Annotated in this window: 14 protein-coding genes; 5 read left to right on the top strand and 9 right to left on the bottom strand. The window is 41.5% G+C overall.

Annotated features, from left to right (window positions below; translation table 11 throughout):
• Positions 1-11 precede the first annotated feature (11 nt).
• From FTV09_RS11470 to dxs, 6 genes are all read right to left on the bottom strand, one after another.
• Positions 12-689, bottom strand: a complete 678-nt coding sequence (locus FTV09_RS11470) for an outer membrane lipid asymmetry maintenance protein MlaD (RefSeq protein WP_180058377.1) — start codon at positions 687-689, stop codon at positions 12-14.
• Positions 689-1,468 carry a lipid asymmetry maintenance ABC transporter permease subunit MlaE gene (gene mlaE / locus FTV09_RS11465; protein WP_067762937.1) on the bottom strand — a complete coding sequence of 260 codons (780 nt, stop codon included), beginning with the start codon at positions 1,466-1,468 and terminating at the stop codon, positions 689-691. The genes FTV09_RS11470 and mlaE overlap by 1 nt, the downstream gene beginning before the upstream one ends.
• A complete protein-coding gene (locus FTV09_RS11460; protein ID WP_218949739.1) occupies positions 1,465-2,283 on the bottom strand; it encodes an ABC transporter ATP-binding protein in 819 nt (272 codons plus the stop codon). Before FTV09_RS11460 ends, mlaE begins: the two co-directional genes overlap by 4 nt.
• 407 nt (positions 2,284-2,690) lie before the next feature.
• Positions 2,691-4,550 carry a DEAD/DEAH box helicase gene (locus FTV09_RS11455; RefSeq protein WP_180058375.1) on the bottom strand — a complete coding sequence of 620 codons (1,860 nt, stop codon included), beginning with the start codon at positions 4,548-4,550 and terminating at the stop codon, positions 2,691-2,693.
• Between the two features lie 456 nt (positions 4,551-5,006).
• Complete coding sequence (locus tag FTV09_RS11450; protein WP_067762939.1) at positions 5,007-5,837, bottom strand: inositol monophosphatase family protein; 831 nt, start codon at positions 5,835-5,837, stop codon at positions 5,007-5,009.
• 111 nt (positions 5,838-5,948) lie between these two features.
• Positions 5,949-7,859, bottom strand: coding sequence for a 1-deoxy-D-xylulose-5-phosphate synthase (gene dxs / locus FTV09_RS11445; RefSeq protein WP_180058374.1), 1,911 nt, complete (start codon positions 7,857-7,859; stop codon positions 5,949-5,951).
• A gap of 311 nt (positions 7,860-8,170) precedes the next feature.
• On the opposite strand from dxs, the gene ribA reads away from it, so the two are divergent.
• Complete coding sequence (gene ribA / locus FTV09_RS11440; protein ID WP_067762941.1) at positions 8,171-8,773, top strand: GTP cyclohydrolase II; 603 nt, start codon at positions 8,171-8,173, stop codon at positions 8,771-8,773.
• A 95-nt stretch (positions 8,774-8,868) separates the two neighbouring features.
• Here the strand turns inward: ribA and hemN are convergent, their stop codons facing one another.
• Entirely contained in the window at positions 8,869-10,242 is a 1,374-nt protein-coding gene (gene hemN / locus FTV09_RS11435) for an oxygen-independent coproporphyrinogen III oxidase (protein ID WP_180058373.1), read from the bottom strand.
• A 245-nt stretch (positions 10,243-10,487) separates the two neighbouring features.
• Here hemN and hemF point away from each other — a divergent pair, with 245 nt between their 5' ends.
• The 3 genes from hemF to aroE all read left to right on the top strand — a co-directional run bounded on the left by hemF (position 10,488) and on the right by aroE (position 12,757).
• Positions 10,488-11,429, top strand: a complete 942-nt coding sequence (hemF, locus tag FTV09_RS11430; protein WP_067762943.1) for an oxygen-dependent coproporphyrinogen oxidase — start codon at positions 10,488-10,490, stop codon at positions 11,427-11,429.
• 217 nt (positions 11,430-11,646) lie between these two features.
• Complete coding sequence (locus tag FTV09_RS11425; RefSeq protein WP_180058372.1) at positions 11,647-11,868, top strand: hypothetical protein; 222 nt, start codon at positions 11,647-11,649, stop codon at positions 11,866-11,868.
• Between the two features lie 100 nt (positions 11,869-11,968).
• Positions 11,969-12,757, top strand: coding sequence for a shikimate dehydrogenase (gene aroE, locus FTV09_RS11420; RefSeq protein WP_180058371.1), 789 nt, complete (start codon positions 11,969-11,971; stop codon positions 12,755-12,757).
• Positions 12,758-12,822: 65 nt separating this feature from the next.
• Here aroE and FTV09_RS11415 read toward each other — a convergent pair whose 3' ends face one another.
• Complete coding sequence (locus tag FTV09_RS11415) at positions 12,823-15,342, bottom strand: hypothetical protein (protein WP_180058370.1); 2,520 nt, start codon at positions 15,340-15,342, stop codon at positions 12,823-12,825.
• 231 nt (positions 15,343-15,573) lie between these two features.
• Between FTV09_RS11415 and FTV09_RS11410 the strand changes: the two genes are divergently transcribed.
• The gene (locus FTV09_RS11410) at positions 15,574-17,397 is read left to right on the top strand and encodes an acyl-CoA dehydrogenase C-terminal domain-containing protein (protein ID WP_067762947.1); all 1,824 of its coding nucleotides are present in this window, start codon (positions 15,574-15,576) and stop codon (positions 17,395-17,397) included.
• Positions 17,398-17,484: 87 nt separating this feature from the next.
• On the opposite strand, the gene FTV09_RS11405 is transcribed toward FTV09_RS11410, so the two are convergent.
• Entirely contained in the window at positions 17,485-17,859 is a 375-nt protein-coding gene (locus tag FTV09_RS11405; protein ID WP_218949738.1) for a hypothetical protein, read from the bottom strand.
• Positions 17,860-18,010 lie beyond the last annotated feature (151 nt).

Raw genomic sequence — 18,010 nt, 5'->3', positions numbered from 1 at the left:
CTTCTCCTAAATTATTCAACAAATGCAGGTTCTGCATCGGCTGTTTCAGCAGGCGCAGTTTTTTCTTCTGTATCTGCTGTATTGTCTGATTTGTTACCTGCACCACCAGTCACAAATTTCGACACTAAATCTTCAATTTCCATCGTACCTTGCGTGTTGCCAATTTGATCACCACGTTTGAGGAAGTTCACACCACCCCCTGGTACAATTTTCAAATATTTCTCACCCAATAGACCATTGGTTGCTACCATAATGTAAGCATCTTCATCGATATTGGTGATGGATTTCATGTTAGCAATCAGTTGCTGTTCCATTTCTTTTTGTTGCGCTGGTGGTGCTGCTTCATAATCCGAACTGTAACGTAGCTCTTCTAAAGTATTCTTTTGTACTTCTTTTAATTGCTCAGCATTATAAGAGGTTAAAGCGCCGTCCATAATTAAGTGTGCCGTCACCAAACGCGTCACAGGATCTAATTTTAATGATTCAACCTGTCCAACTTTCACACCACTTAGCGTCACTTTAGCACGGGGTTTAATACCGTTTACATTTTCAAACGTGGCAGTCAATTCATAACTATCTTCAATGTTATTGCCCACTAAGCCACTTACACGCATAGCCAAGAAGAAAATTGCGATCGCAAACAGAATGACAAAAAAACCAACGGCCAGTTCACTCGTACGTGATTTCATTAAATACCTCCGAACATGACCGCAGTCAACACGAAATCTGATCCTAAAACACACAACGACGAATACACCACAGTACGTGTTGTAGACGTTGCAATACCTTCAGATGTTGGGACACAGGCATAGCCTTGGTACACCGCAATCCAAGTACAAATTAATGCAAATACAAAACTTTTAATGATGGTGCCATTGAAGACATCTTTATAGAATTGCACACTATTTTCGATGCCACTCCAATATGAACCTTCATCTGCACCAAGAAAATCCACACCGACCAATTTACCGCCCATAATCCCCACCGCGGCAAAGATCACAGAGAGCATAGGTAAACTAAAAACACCTGCCCATAAGCGCGGTGAAATCACACGTTTTAGTGGATCAACACCAATCATTTCCATACTGGACAATTGCTCAGTGGCTTTCATTAAGCCAATTTCTGCTGTTAATGCAGAACCTGCACGACCAGCAAATAGTAAAGCTGCAACTACAGGTGCAAGTTCACGCAGTAAGGTCAATGCAACTGCAGTACCCAACATTGCCTCACTACCAAAGGTCGACAGAATGCTGTACATCTGCAAACCGAGTACAGAACCAATAAATAAGCCTGACACGACAATAATCAACAGCGACAGCACACCGACACGGTACATCTGGTATATGAATAAACGTACACCCAACCATGTTGGCATCGAAAATAGAATTTGTAGTAGCATAATCGTTGCTACGCCAATTCCTTGAACACGTTCAATAACGCGTCTACCTAAAGCGGCAATAGCATTCATGAACGGACCTCATGATTTAAATACGGATTATGACTAAATTGATAATCAACCGGTCCTTCAACAGAACCCGTGAGGAACTGCTTCACAAATGGCGAAGCATGCGCTTTTAATTGTTCCGGCGTTCCTTCACCCTGCACTTTACCTTCAGCGACGACATAAATGTAATCAGCAATCGATAAGGTTTCAGCAACATCATGTGAAACAATAATTGTTGTTAAATCAAGTGCTTCACGCAATGAACGAATTAATCTTGTTAATACACCCATCACAATCGGATCTTGTCCTGCAAATGGCTCGTCATACATGATGAGTTCTGGATCAAGTGCAATGGCACGCGCCAAAGCGACACGACGATTCATACCACCAGACAATTCTGAAGGCATCATTTGTTCTGCGCCACGTAAACCAACAGATTCCAATTTCAGCGCGACAAGTTCAGCAATCAAATGTTCCGCTAATTTGGTATGCGCTCGAATAGGAAAAGCTACATTTTCATACACTGACATATCGGTAAATAGCGCACCACTTTGAAACAACATGCCCATACGCGCACGTGCAGCAAATAGTTCATGACGTGACATTTTTGCAATATCTTGACCATCAAGCAGCACTTCACCCTGATCTGGTGTCAATTGACCACCAATCAGACGTAATAAAGTCGTTTTACCAGTGCCCGAAGGCCCCATAATTGCAGTGATTTGACCACGACGAATTTTTAAACTGACATTGTCATAAATGACGCGCTCCCCTCGTTTAAAACTCAGGTTTTTCACTTCAATCAGTGCCTGAGTCTGAGAAGACGTTTGATTATTCATAGCTGAGGATTTTCCTGCATTTTTTTCAGCATGCATACTATAAAGGATTGATGTTTAAAATGTTACCTTTGAATGTAGACAGTTCCCTGCATTCCATCAGGTATTTGGTTATTATTTTTATATAAGTAATTGTACATGTACTGGCTGAGAAAAGCCGCTATGCTTTAGTTAAAATAATTGTAGATATAGTAAATAATATTACACAACAATAATGTTAAACCGATATAAGGCATAAACACCTCGATCATGACCGTACGCAAATTTGATAAATGGCTGCTATTCATAATTATCATTTAATAGATAAAGTTTGATCAAGTATACATTTTTCCGATAAAAAAGCTAATTTAAAACCATAAAAAAAAACCGGTGTTTCCACCAGTTTTTTCGATATTTCTTTCGAAATTCAATTAGTCATTGAATTTACGGCGTGGACGATCTTCACCAAAAGTGCGTTCGCCACGTGGCTTGTCATCACCGAAACGTTTTGGACGATCATCACCGAAACGTTTTGGACGATCATCGCCGAAACGCTTTGGACGATCATCAAATGAACGTTGTGGGCGGTCGCCATTAAATTCACGACGTGGACGGTCTTCACCGAAGCTACGTTTTGGACGATCACCAAAACCATTTTCACGTGGTTTGTAATCTACACGGTTGCCACGGTTATCATCGTTAGAACGAGGACGATCACCGAAATCACGTTTTGGACGATCATCGAAAGAACGCTGTGGACGGTCACCGAAGTCACGCTTTGGACGATCATCGAACGAACGTTGTGGACGATCACCGAAACCGCCTTCGCGACGTGGTGGACGATCATCGAATGAACGTTGTGGACGATCACCGAAACCGCCTTCACGACGTTGTGGACGATCACCGAAATCACGACGTGGACGATCTTCGCCACCGAATGAAGGACGGTCACCACGTGGTTTGTCATCATAGCTACGACGTGGACGATCATCACCGCCTTCGCGACGTTTGAAGTTGCTTTCGCCTTCAAAACGACGACCACCACCGAAACCACCGCGACCACCGCGACCACCGTCACGACCACGACCGCGACCAGCGCCATCACGGCTACCACGTGCAGGAGGTGGAGATGGCTCAAGACCTTCAATTTCAGATACGTTTAAGCGTGCATCTAGGAAGTCTTCTAAAGCACGGATTTTACCGCGTTCACGGTAAGTTGCTAATGTAATCGCGTTACCTGTACGACCCGCACGACCTGTACGACCGATACGGTGTACATAGTCTTCGTTCTTCATTGGAAGACCGAAGTTAATTACGTGAGAAATTGTTGGAACGTCAAGACCACGTGCAGCAACGTCAGTTGCAACTAAGATTTTTGCACGGCCTTCACGGATGCTGCGTAAACGACGGTTACGTACAGTTTGTGGCATTGCACCGTGAAGTGCTACAACTGAAAGACCTGCTTCAGCTAGCTCTTCAGCCAACATATCAGTATCTTCTTGAGTTGAAGCAAATACCACAGCTTGGTCTACATCTTCAGCGTTCAACCAGTGTGTTAATAATTTTTTCTTGTGCTCGAAACCATCAGTCCAATGAAGAGTCTGAGTGATGTCGGTATTTGTAGAGTGACCAGTTTCAATTGCAATACGTACTGGATCATTCATCATACGTTCTGCAAGCGTAATAATACGGCCAGCAAATGTTGCAGAGAACATCAATGTTTGTTTACGGTTCGCCGCTAAATCACTGATTGCTTCAAGGTCTTCAGAGAAACCTAAGTCAAGCATACGGTCAGCTTCGTCAACGATCAACGCATCAACGTTGTCTAATTTGATTTGACGACGGTTAACAAGGTCAAGTAAACGACCTGGAGTCGCCACAACAACTTGTGCACCTTTAAGCTGTTGGATTTGCTTACCGAAAGGCATACCACCCATGATCGCAGCAATACGAACACCTTTCATGTGACGTACCAAAGCAATCGCGTCTTGGCTCACCTGTTGAGCTAATTCACGTGTTGGGCAAAGCACAAGAATTGACGGTGCAGTTACCGCTTTCATGCGCTCTTTGAAAGACATCAATGTGTCTTGTTCAGCCAAAGCATTCACAGTTGGGAGTAAGAATGCAGCTGTTTTACCAGAACCTGTTTGGCTTGATACAAGAAGGTCATTGCCTTCTAATGCAGCCGGAATAGATTGTTCTTGCACTGGAGTTGGTGTAGTAAAACCTAAACCTTGTAGTGCCAGTTGTAACGACTCATGTAAAGGAAAATCAGCAAAAGTTTTGCTCATAGAGTATTTCACCCGGAAAATGGGTGCTCCATTAAAAATAATAAATTCAGATGGACATCGGCAAAAAGCGGCACAGCAATAAACGCTGAAAATATAGAATCAGCGGCGATCCGAGAACGACGATGCGTATAACGCACACATGATTACAGCCGCAACCTGAAGGAATCGCTTAGCGATTGGGTGGGGCGCGAAATATCGTCCTCTCTTTGGACCGGACGCGCATACACAATGATAGAAGAGAATGTTCAGGTAATGAACGAAATTTAGTGCGTTCGGCGATTATAGCAGAAAGTTTTTAAATGTCACCTGTTTTAGTCAACTTCAAATTATTTATTTGTAAGTTTCCTTTCGTTACAAGGCTTTGACTGTATTTTTTTGACCATTTAGACAAAATAAAGCCCTCTCATGGAGGGCTTTATTTCATTATTCCGTCAATAAACTCGATCTGGAGTTCTATTATTTTGCAGCTTCACCCCAAGCTGGAACTACAGCTTGCATTAATGGTTTAAGCATTTTCATAGAACACGCAAGTACTTGACCATTTTCCATAGAGTCATTACCACCACGCGCATCAACCACAGTACCGCCCGCTTCTTTCACAATCAACTCACCTGCAGCGATGTCCCATGGTTTCAAACCAAGTTCGAAATAACCATCAAAGCGGCCAGCCGCAACATAAGCCAAATCCAATGCAGCTGAACCCGTACGACGATATTGCGCACCCGCTTCAGTTACATTTAACAATGAATTGAAATGATTTTTCGCATAAGAAACCACTTCACCATTACGAATTTTGCGATACGCATGACCCACTGAAAGGAAAGTATTTTCTAAGCTGTCTTTTACATTTACACGAATACGGCGTTGGTTCATCATCGCGCCACGGCCACGACTTGCAGAGAACAACTCATCTTTCACAGGGTCATAAATAACACCGTGTTGAGTTACACCTTTATGTTGAACTGCGATAGAGATACAGAAATGCGGAACACCTTGAACGAAGTTTAAAGTGCCATCAAGTGGGTCAATGATCCAACACCAATCAGCGTCGTGACCTTTACCTTCTTGTAGACCAAACTCCTCACCAAGGAAGCTGTGATTTTTATAGCTTTTACGTAGGGTATCGATAGCCAACTGTTCCAAGTAACGGTCAACACGCGTTACAGGACCATCAATTCCTTTTTCTTCGACTTGTAGATCGAGTTTATGACGATTTTGATGCGCTTTTAAAAGCTCTTGACCAACTAATTGAGCCGCACGCGCAGCCATAACCACCATAGGTTCCATTGAACACCCACTACAAATTTGAAGATACTGATAAAGAATAATGCATAAAAGCCCTTATATCTTATCAAATATAAGGGCTTTTAGGTAAAAAATGTTTCTAAAAATTAGAAATTAGCAAACCGCTTTGTTGCTCTGCTTTAACCAGCATTGTTCTGTTGATGCTGCTATACCTGCTGCATCAAGACCAGCTTGTTGTAGCATTTGACCGTGTGTCGCCTGATGCATAAATTCATCAGATAAACCTAAATTCATTATTGGTTTAACAATTCCAGCTTGCGCCAAATATTCATTCACTGCACTACCCGCACCGGCCATCACCGCATGTTCTTCAACAGTGACAAACAGATGAGTTGAATCTGCAATTTGGTCGATTAACTGAGTATCTAATGGTTTTACAAAACGCATGTTTACCACACGAACTGCAACATCCAGTTTTTCAGCCAATACTTCAGCCGCCTCAACCGCTGCCTGAACACGGCTACCAAATGCTAAAATTGAAATTGTTGCATCTTGCTGAATATTAAAACTTGCCAAGATTTCGCCACGCCCAATTTCAAGTTCAACCATATTCTGTTGAATTTCAACCCCCAGGCCATTACCACGCGGATAACGAACTGCGGCAGGACCTTTATAAAGGTAAGCAGTATGCAACATTTGACGACATTCATTTTCGTCTTTAGGTGCCATAATCACCATATTCGGGACGGTACGCATAAAGGCGTAATCGTATGCACCGGCATGTGTCGGGCCATCTTCACCCACCAAACCAGCACGATCGATGCCAAAAGTGACATCTAAATTTTGTAATGCTACATCGTGAATCAGTTGATCATAACCACGTTGCAGGAATGTAGAATAAATAGCGACAACCGGCTTAACCCCTTCACATGCCATACCTGCTGCAAGCGTAACAGCATGCTGTTCAGCAATCGCGACATCAAAGAAACGCTCTGGATATTGTTTAGCAAATTTGACCATGCCTGAGCCTTCGCACATCGCAGGGGTGATTGCCAATAAACGATTATCCTGAGCCGCCTCGTCACATAACCATTGCCCGAAGATATCCGAATATTTCGGTGCGGTACTTGTTGAAGCGGGTGCATCTAATTTGCTAATCGCATGGTATTTAATTTGGTCTGCTTCAGCTGGTGCAAAGCCTTTGCCTTTTTTGGTATACACATGAACTAAGCGTGGCCCTTTACGCTTTTTCAATGCATCAAAAACATGGCTGAGTTGTGTTACATCGTGGCCATCAAATGGACCAAAATAGTCAAAACCAATCGCTTTAAATAAATTGTCCGCAGCATCTGTTGCTGCACTGTGTAAACGGGAGTTATAGGTCCATTCAGGATGTGGCTGCACAAACGCTTCGCCATCTTCCGAGATATTAACAGATTGACCACTTTCCCAAATTGCTGCTAAATGTTTAGCAAAACCACCTGTGCTGCATGAAATCGACATATCATTGTCGTTCAATACCACCATGAGGTCAGCGTTGTGCGCCACAGCATCATTCATGGCTTCAAAGGCCATACCTGCTGTCATGGCACCATCACCCACAATTGCTACCACATGACAAGGATCTTGTTTAAAACGACGTGCTAAAGACATGCCTAAACCCGCAGAAATCGCAGTCGACGAATGCCCTACCCCAAAGGTATCAAATTCAGACTCTTCACGTGCTGGAAATGCGGCTAGACCATCTTTTGCACGAATTGTCACCAACTGTTCACGACGACCAGTTAAGGCTTTGTGTGGATAAGCTTGATGACCAACATCCCAAATTAAACGATCGTCAGGCGTATTGAAACAGTAGTGCAAAGCCACCGTGAGCTCAATCACACCTAAATTGGCACCAAAATGCCCACCACTTTGTCCGGCCGCATACAAAATAAATTGACGTAACTCATCCGCCACTTGTTCTAACTGGCTGCGCTCGAGTACACGTAATTGTTGCGGATGTTGAATCGTATCCAGCAACGGAGTTACAGGGCGTTGAGATGGTATTTCTGTATACAGCATAATGTGGCAAAGCCTTCTAAAGCCTGGCAAATCCTAAGCTCGGTCTAAATGGGTTACTCGATCATATCGTCGAATTGTATCACCTTACAATCAGCCAAACTTCTAGCGATGTAATTTTAAGCAATGATCTCGTAGTGGGAGATTTTGAATGAGTCAGATTATCCTGAATAATCTTCCTATTTATCAACTATTATCGTTCGCTTTATACAAAAAAGAAAATGTTCTGCATAAATTCATCGTTGCAATTCTACCAATGTCCAAGCATTACGCTATACTTTAGCCAATTTATAATCGAATAAACGGGTTAAGCAGTGCCTATAGAATTTGTCGCAACGTCAAGATTACCGACCGCTTTTGGTGAATTCAATATTACGGTTTTTCAGGATCCTGAAACCGGCGAAGAACATGTAGCACTCTCTAAAGGACTAGAACAAGCACCCACTGAACCTGTTTTAGTGCGTATTCATTCCGAGTGCCTCACTGGTGACGCCTTCGCTTCGCTAAAATGTGACTGTGGCCCACAACTACAAGCAACACAAAAACTGATTAATGAAGCAGGCCAAGGCGTGATTTTATATTTACGCCAAGAAGGTCGAGGCATTGGCTTAACCAATAAAATCCGTGCTTATGCCTTACAAGACCAAGGCCATGATACTGTCGATGCCAATTTACTATTGAATTTACCTGCTGATGCTCGTCGTTATGACATGTGTCCAATCATGCTCAAGCATTTGAATATTCAACAGGTACGATTGATTACCAATAACCCATTAAAAATTGAAGCATTGCAAGAACAAGGCGTTGATGTCGTTGATCGTGTACCGCTGACTGTGGGCTTGAATCCATTCAATGAACAATATTTAAAAACCAAACACGATCGTATGTCTCATATGTATCAAAAAGATGATTTTTAAAAGTCCTTTAAATTCTCCATAAATTAATCTCTCCAAGCCTCCTTTTACAAAAGGGAAGCTTTCCCCTCTTTAATAAAGAGGGGGTTAGGGGAGATTCAAATCGTCATCGAAAAAATACGATTTTCAGGTACACGGCGCTTTAACCTTAAATCAAAGGCCATACAGATATTACGTACAAAAGGTTTGCCTTTTTCGGTAATTTGGATGCTTTGATCACCTAACTCTAATAATTCATCTGCCTGCATTTCTGTTAATTGTGCAACCACTTCATCAATTTCCGGAAATTGCATGTCTGTGTTTGCCCAAGAAGTATGGAATGTACACATCAAATTCAGAATATGTTTACGGATAATCAAGTCTTCTTCAGTCAGCACATGACCTCGATAAACAGGAATTTGGTTTTCCTCTAAACGCGCATAATAGTCTTCAATTTTCTTTTCATTTTGCGCGAAGCTATACCAACTATCACTAATTGAAGATAAGCCCAGTCCGATCATGACTTGGGTTTTAGAAGCGGTATAACCCATAAAGTTACGATGTAAACTGCCCTGTTGAAAAGCCTGATACATTGCATCTTTTTCTACAGCAAAATGGTCCATTCCAATTTCATGATACCCATGTGCCAAGAGCTGCTTTTTGCCTTCTTCATAACATTGACGTTTTAACTCATCTTTTGGTACATCAGCATCTTTAAAACCACGCTGTCCATTGCCCTTAATCCACGGCACATGCGCATAACTATAAAAAGCCAAACGATCAGGCATCAAACGATTGGTCTGATTAATCGTGTGCAACACATCCATTAAATCTTGAAAAGGCAGACCAAATACCAAGTCATGTGAAATTGAGGTATAGCCAATCTCCCGCGCCCACTGCGTGACTTGTTCCACATGCTCAAAAGGTTGTATCCGATGAATGGCTTTTTGCACTTTTTCATTATAGTCCTGCACGCCATAGCTCACGCGACGAAAGCCCAAATCATACAAAGCTTGTAAATGCTCACGTGTGGTATTGTTCGGATGGCCTTCGAAACTAAATTCATGCTGCTCTGCCACATTTGCTTTGGACAAAATGCCTTGAATCAGTTGTGTTAAATGCTCAGGTGAGAAAAAGGTGGGCGTACCGCCGCCCAAGTGAATCTCTTTAATATTGGGTTTATCCACCAAAACATCACAATATAACGCCCATTCTTTTAAGACTGCTTGGATATAGGGTTGTTCCATCTCATGTTTTTTGGTGACTTTTTTATGACAACCGCAAAAAGTACATAAACTTTCACAAAACGGCAGATGAATATAAAGACTAATGCCTTCACTTTGATTCGACTCGTCAAACGATTTTTTTAAACCCTGTTTCCACAATGCTAATGAAAACGCCTGCTCTTCCCAGTACGGTACGGTTGGGTAACTGGTATAGCGTGGGCCTGGTACATTATATTTTTGAATTAAGGAATTCGCCTGCTGAGACATAGATGCACCATTTCGATCAATGAGATTCCAATTGAATCTGCCTATGATTATTGTGCGGAGCTTCTGCTTTGAATTCAACCAAGCAACTTAGTCGGAATATCTAGGCTATTTTCGTCAAATATTGCTTTAATTTAAGCTGACCATACGGCGTAACCGATGCTCAATATTGGGAAAAAGACCTTAAGTTTTGCAGCGTTTTATGCTTTGATGGACAATATCATTTAATTATTTTTATACAGGTCAGAATGAAGAATCCAACTTCAGCCGATATACAACGTGTAGATGAATTCCTGCGTGATTTACAGGCACGTATTTGTGCCGCTTTGGAACAGCAAGAACGCGCTGGCGGTGGAAATGCTGAATTTGTAATTGATGATTGGGAACGCCCCGAGGGTGGTGGTGGCCGCTCACGTGTGCTGCAAAATGGCACAGTGATTGAAAAAGGCGGTGTGATGTTTTCACACATCAATATTTCCAAACTACCTGCTTCCGCAACTGAGCGTCACCCGGCCATTGCTGGTGCTAAAGCTCAAGCCATGGGGGTTTCATTGGTGATCCATCCTAAAAATCCCAATGTACCCACTTCACATGCCAATATCCGTTTATTCGTGGCTGAAAAAGAAGGTCAAGATCCAATTTGGTGGTTTGGCGGCGGTTTTGACCTCACTCCGTATTATCCAAATGATGAAGATGTATTGTCTTGGCATCAAACTGCTCATGATCTCTGCGCTCCGTTTGGCGATAAGGTTTACGCAGAACATAAGAAATGGTGTGACGATTATTTCTATTTAAAGCATCGTGATGAGCAACGTGGCGTCGGTGGTCTATTCTTTGATGATTTAAATCAATGGGACTTTGAAACTTGCTTCCAATATATGCAAGCCGTGGGTAATGGCTACCTAGATGCAATTTTGCCTATTTTTAAAAAGAACCAAGATAAATCATATACCGAAGCACAACGCGACTTCCAACTGTACCGTCGTGGCCGTTATGTCGAATATAACTTAGTGTATGACCGTGGCACATTGTTTGGATTACAAACTGGTGGTCGCATTGAATCCATTTTGGTCAGCATGCCACCTTTAGCAGGCTGGTCATATCGTCCTGAATGGGAAGAAAATTCTGCCGAAAAAAAATTAACCGATTTTTATCTTAAACCACAAGATTGGTTAACGGTTTTAAAATAAGACAACTAAGCCTCTGAAGTTCAGAGGCTTTTTTTATATTGAAAATTTCACACCGAATAATTCATAAATAATTGAGTAATAAAATATTTTCTAGCCATTTACTTTGTAAACAGAATACCCAACAATGACACATGAATCACACAGCTTCACGCTACCCTGTTATATGACAAGCGACTAAACTGATTGCTGTAATTTTCCAATATGGAGTACAACATAAATGCCATCTCAAACACTCAATAAAAAAACCATTCGTGCACGTACTTTGGTGTTTTGGAGCTTTGTTGTGGTGTTAATCAGCGCAATCAGTACCAATATATTTTCAGAGACCTCACTCAACGATAACCTTGCCATCGGTTTCATGGTGATTGCTTTAATCGGTCTGGTGTTTAGTACGGCGACGATATTAATTCACACAATTTTAGATATCTGCAATCCTTAAAGCACTGCAATATTTTCGCAAATATCCCCGCTAAACTTCTGGCAGTATTGATTTTGGCGTATATTATCTGCACTTTTCGTTCCGACATGGATGCAGTGTAATGAGCAAACAATTTGCCGTGATTGGCAACCCGATTGAACAATCACGTTCCCCTGAACTTCATCACGCCTTTGCCAAAAAAACAGGGCTCGACATTCAGTACAGCAAACGACTTGCTCCCCTTGATGGATTCCAAAACAGCGTTGAAAGCTTCTTTCGCGAAGGCGGTATCGGCATGAATGTCACCGTCCCGTTTAAAGAACAAGCCTATGCCCAATGTGCAGTATTGACTGAACGCGCAAAAATTGCTGGAGCAGTAAATACGCTTTGGATGCAGGATGGCCAATTGCATGGTGATAACACTGACGGCCAAGGCTTGGTCGATGCAATTCGCGCTTTAGATTGGTCACTTGAACAGACCGACTTACTTATTATTGGCGCAGGCGGTGCTACTCGTGGTGTAATTTATCCATTGGTACAAGCTGGCGCAAAAAAAATTGTAATTGCGAACCGTACCTTAGCCCGTGCTGAACAATTGGTTGCAGACTTGAAAGCATCCGTAACAAATGCAGAATTAGAAGCTATTGCACTCACAGATTTATCCGGTCAATTTGATATCGTCATTAATGCAACTTCAGCAAGTCTAAGCGGAGACGCTTTGGTTCTACCTGACAGTCTTCAGTTCAATCATGCCTATGAAATGGCCTATGGCAAACCTTCTACATTTTTAGATCAAGCCAAAGCGCGTCATGTACCGACTTCAGAAGGTTTCGGTATGCTGGTAGGACAAGCGATTGAGTCCTTTTCCATTTGGAACGGGGTAAAACCTAACTTAAAAGATTTTCTCTAATTCATCCGTTTGAATGAATAAACAAAAAAGAACCTCAATAGAGGTTCTTTTTTTTATTGTCTAACTTATTTCATGTGTTTTTGCACAGTTTTATAGGTTTCATAATAAACAGACTGGCTAAACAACTCTTCATGTTCCGCAGCTAAACCTTGCAGCGACGCTTCTGACAATTTACCGTTGGTATCGTCGACAAATGCTCGTGCATAAATTTGTGCAGCTTTGACTAATTGCGCTTTTTCAGCGGGATCAAGTTCATAATTTTCTAAAAAGTTTTTCTGATACAAATGCGCAAAAATGGCTTGTTTGGTTTTATAGGTTTTTTTTAGCTGCGTCCACTCAGCCTGACCTTTATACTCACCAATCCCAGATTGAACATAATAATTGACTGAAGAACCTAAATCATCAAAGTCCTGATAGCGATGTAAAGCATGTTTATCACGTAATTGATTTAAACGCTTCAAAGCCTGACCTGTCGGCTCTTTTAAACCCTCAGCAAATCGGTAAGCATAAACTTCTGAAATTTCATTCAAGTCATTTGCTGAGTAATAACGTACATACTGAGCTCGGTAATTAGCAAAGGCCACTGCAAAAGCCGCTTGATACGCTTTTAACTCTGATTGATGGCGTTTATAGCTGTTTAGCGCGACAGTACTTAAATACTCTGGTAATTCGATTTCTTCATTTGCTTCACTGATTTCGTCAACCGATGCCGTTTCTGCTTCCTCTATATTAGGGTCCTGTCTAGTGATCGGTGAAAGTAAGCCATTCAACATACTTTCAAATAATGAACCCTTACTCACATCCTGAATCGACTTCGCTTGCTTCATCGCTTGACGATCAATCGCACTTGCATTGCCATAATTCAAAATTTGATTGGTACTTTTTAGCTTCAACTGACCTAAACGCGGTTCAGAAAATGCCATATTATAATCAATCGTTTGGACACGTCCTTTTTTCTCTAAACCCACATCCATGACCAGTGTTGAAGATACTTTATCTTTAGTATTTAAAGCCTGTTGAATTTCCGGCTGATGCTTTTGCCATAATTGTTGGAACTGTTTTGCATCCACCAGTTGTTCAGTTTGATATTGCTGAAAAACAGGTTTTAATTGTTCAACTGCATCTACAGAAACAGCTTCCGTGTCTGACTCTTCTGCCTCAGATGCTAACTGAGCAGACTCTTCCTGCAATGGAATAACGCGAATATCTTGGTAGTCTTGGCAAAGCGTGACTTTACCAATCGGTACCTGCTTAGTTTTGATCAAGGCCTGGCACACTTCCTCAGACAGGTTATTGGCGCTTTCCTCATCTTCATCGCTTTCTGCATAGGCTGCAGTAGCATCATGTGCTTCTTCACTTTCTTCATCATAGTCCGTTGCAGCCGCAGTTGCATAAGCGCTTTCTGCATCGATTACAGCTTCTGTTACTTCCGATGCTGCATATTCCTGCTCATCATCCTGATCATGTCCGTGGTACATCGCATTATGAATTTTTGCATTAACCAATTCATTGACACGTTGTACAGATGCATAAGCTTCGTCTTCATCCCCCTCTTCACTCGCGTCAGCAGCCGCTGCGGCAGCTCTTGTTGCTTCTTCGGCTGCTTCCATGGCAGATTCCGCCGCTGTTGCATCAACTGCCGCATCTTCCACATCACTTTGCTCAGTGTCATCCCATGGCTGACCTTTAATTTGAGAGGTGTAATAGCGTGCATTGACATAATCAAAGAGTTCAAGCTGGGTATATACCGTATCAACATCGCCGACATAGCGAATCTTTTTAATTAAACCAGCATTTTTTTCATCACGGCTTAAATCGATACTTTTGACTTGATTCTGTTCTGCCAATAAGTACGGCAGTGCATTCATTTGTTTTAAGTAGTCAGCAAATTTTTTCAAGTTATATTGAGCCAAAGCCTCTTTATGCTTTGAAAAATCAACATAAGCCAATCGATCCTGACTTTCACGATTCACCATAAATGGCATGAATGCAAAATAATTGGTGTAAAACTTATAATCATCAAAATCAAAAATCATAGGCAACTGTGCATTCACCTGCAATGTCGGCTTTTGATAGCTTAATTGAAGTGTGAGTGCTGCCAGCTTTTCTCTAAAATGAACTGAACCGCTATAGCTAAACTGTAAGTCGTTCAAAACATTGACAAGTGACTGAGCAATTTTCGACTGTGGAGAAGCACTTTCATCCTCATCATAGTATCGAGCTGAAGGCGGAATAGATTCATTTGCAATTGCTTGATATAGCAGTTTCTTTTCTTTTTGACTAAATGGAATTTTTTGCGTTTTGATCAGTTGATCCAATTGTTTTTTGAGTTTTGGATCAAGCTCAGGTTGAGAACTTACAGCAGTTTTTGCCTTGTTCTCAGAGGATTTTTGATCAAACTCAATATCGGTCTGAATTGAAAATTGCCCTTTCATATCATAGTTGGCATTTTCAAACATCGCATTTAAGCCTTGAGTAGCTTGTTGCCCCAGTGACTGATCAGAAGTATTGGTTTTTATGACATGTTGAGTACACCCACTAATACTCAAACCTAATAAACAAAGTGTTATATATTTTAAACGCATAATATTCGCTGAGAACCTATGTTCTTTATGATTTATTAAAAGAAATTATTGATCAAAAGATCAACTCAAAGTCTAGCAGAACTTTACTTTTCACTTGTTGGTTTAATATTACAATTCGCCTTTCTGACATTTTTTAAAGGCTCATTCATCAATGATTTTTTCTACCAAATATGAATAATCAAATCATCAATACAGATAATCCAAAAAAATTTCGAAATTAGGATTAAGACTATGCCTGCATATAAAGCGCCCTTACATGACATTCGCTTCTTGATGAACGAAGTGCTCGATTACCCTGCGCACTACAAATCGCTTTCTAACGGTGAAGCAGCCGATGCTGATACGGTAGATATGATTTTAGAAGGTGCTGCTGATTTTTGTGAAAATATCCTCTCTCCATTAAACCAAACTGGTGATGAAGAAGGCTGTCATTTTGAAAATGGCGATGTAAAAACACCAAAGGGTTTCAAAGAAGCGTATGACCAGTTTGTACAAGGCGGCTGGCAAGGTCTTTCTTTCCCTGAAGAGTTTGGTGGTCAAAATCTTCCGCAATCACTGAACTTAATCAAATCTGAAATGATGGGTACAGCAAACTGGTCTTTCCAAATGTATCCAGGCCTAAGCGTGGGTTGTATCAATACCATCCTTCAGTTCGGTACGGATGAACAGAAAAACCAATATTTACCAAACCTTGTTGCGGGTACTTGGTCAGGCACAATGTGCTTAACTGAGCCACAATGTGGTACTGACTTAGGTCAAGTAAAATCTAAAGCAGAGCCTCAAGCAGACGGTAGCTATGCAATTTCTGGCACAAAAATCTTCATCTCAGCGGGTGAACACGATTTAACAGAGAACATCGTACATATCGTTCTTGCACGTCTTCCAGATGCACCTGCAGGTACAAAAGGCATTTCATTGTTCATCGTTCCAAAATTCCTTGTGAATGCAGATGGTACTGTGGGCGAACGCAATCCTGTAACGTGTGGTTCGATTGAACACAAAATGGGGATCCGTGCTTCGGCAACGGCGGTATTGAACTTTGACAACGCTATCGGTTATTTGATTGGCGAAAAGCATAAAGGCCTACATGCCATGTTCACATTCATGAACACAGCACGTATTGGTACAGCAATCCAAGGTATTGCTCATGCTGAATTGGCATTCCAAGGTGCTCTTCCATATGCCAAAGAACGTATGTCAATGCGTGCCCTTTCAGGTAAAAAAGACCCTGAAAAAGTAGCGGATGCGATTATTCACCATGCAGACGTACGCCGTATGTTATTAACGCAAAAAGCGATCGCTGAAGGCGGCCGTTCAATGATTTACTATGCTGCGCAAATTGCGGACAAAATGACAGACGCTTTAACCCGCGGTGATACAGCAGCTTTTGAAGCACATGATGACCACTTAGGTTTCTACACACCAATTCTTAAAGGCTTCTTGACTGAATTGGGTTATGAAGCTGCAAACCACGGTATGCAAGTTTACGGCGGTCATGGTTACATCAAAGAATGGGGCATGGAACAAATCGTTCGTGACTCACGTATCTCCACCCTTTACGAAGGTACAACTGGCGTTCAAGCCCTTGACTTAATCGGTCGTAAAGTATTACTAACCTCTAAAGGTAAAGTAATCCGCGACTATACTGCTGAAATTTTAAAATTCTGTGGTCAACATGCGCGTAACAAATACATGCGTCGTTTTGCTTGGGATCTTACAAAACTTTGCGCACAGTGGAATGCTTTAACTGTTCGTATCATGCTTGCTGCACGTAAAGACCGTGACATCGTTTCTTCTGCATCTGTAGACTTCTTAATGTTCTCTGGTTATGTGATGATGGCTTACTTCTGGGCTCAACAAGCTGCGGTTGCTTCTGAGAAATTAGCAGAAGGTAATGGTGCTGAAGTTCCAGAGTTCTATAAAGCGAAAATTAAAGTGGCTGATTTCTACTTTGAACGTATGCTTCCTCGCTCACAAGGTCATGCTGAAGCCATGGTAAATCCATCTAAGACCATGACATCACTAGCAGCTGAACACTTTAGCTTTGACTACTAAGTTTTAAGTTGAGTTTGATGACTCTATAAAAAAGACTATAAAAAAAAGACCGCCGAAGCGGTCTTTTTTTTATAGTCTTTTTTATGATTACTTTGCTTTCTCAGTAACAAATTCTTTTATGCTAATTGGCTTGTCTTTTACTAATTCAACTGTGCCTTCATTGACACCATTAAAGTTCTTAAAGTGAATTGAAACCCCTTGATCATTGGCAAGTCGTACACCACTTCCTGAAACTGCTCGTTTCAATTCATATACACGATCAGAATTATCAGTCAATTGCGCAGTTTCAAAATTATCTTTGGTTTTTAACTCAAGGGTTAGATCTTGTGGCCCTGTGAAGTGAATCACTTGCTCATCTTGAGCTACTGCAACATCGTTTGTTTGTGCAGTTGCCGTCGTTGATTCTGTTGCAACATTTTGTTCTGATGGCGCTTTTTTATCTGCGCAACCCACCAAAGCCAAAGTTAAAAACGTCGCAGTTAAAATATATAGGACTTACGCATTGACGGATTCAAAAAAGTATTAAAATACTTTATAAAGTATCTGTGATCAGACGAATTAAACATGCTTCTACAGCAACTTGTACATTACCCATTTATATGGGCTTTCTCAT

This window comes from Acinetobacter sp. YH12227, assembly GCF_013417785.1.
Taxonomy (GTDB): Bacteria; Pseudomonadota; Gammaproteobacteria; order Pseudomonadales; family Moraxellaceae; genus Acinetobacter; species Acinetobacter gandensis.
This window is presented reverse-complemented; position numbering and strand designations above follow the sequence as displayed.